Source organism: Streptomyces fildesensis (assembly GCF_016107395.1).
In the GTDB taxonomy this organism is placed as follows: Bacteria; Actinomycetota; Actinomycetes; order Streptomycetales; family Streptomycetaceae; genus Actinacidiphila; species Actinacidiphila fildesensis.
The window spans coordinates 1-254 of record NZ_JAAIKO010000319.1 but is presented as its reverse complement, the minus strand read 5'-3'; the positions used below and the strand labels follow the sequence as shown (position 1 = coordinate 254).

General features: G+C 41.3%; 1 protein-coding gene. It reads right to left on the bottom strand.

The genetic code is table 11. The annotated features are described in order from the left end of the window. On the bottom strand, positions 1-215 hold a 215-nt coding region (locus tag C6N31_RS43065), incomplete at its 3' end, for a hypothetical protein (RefSeq protein ID WP_198359739.1). Positions 216-254 lie beyond the last annotated feature (39 nt).

The window sequence follows — 254 nt, the reverse complement described above, 5'->3', positions numbered from 1 at the left end:
CTCATTTTCTCGCAATAATGCCCGTATCTTCTATCCACCTCTTCCACCAAAGAAAGAAGCCTGGTTCTTCTTTTCTGTAATTCCATGAAACCCAGATCGGAGAAAAAAGTTTGCCTTCTTGAACAAGAACCACCTTCATCATCTCCGCCATTCCTTAATAATAATGATCTGTGATTTTTTTCATGGGAAATCTGCTGGTGTGACGCTTTGATCACGAACCCATCTCTGGAACAAGAATCGACATATCTGCAAGC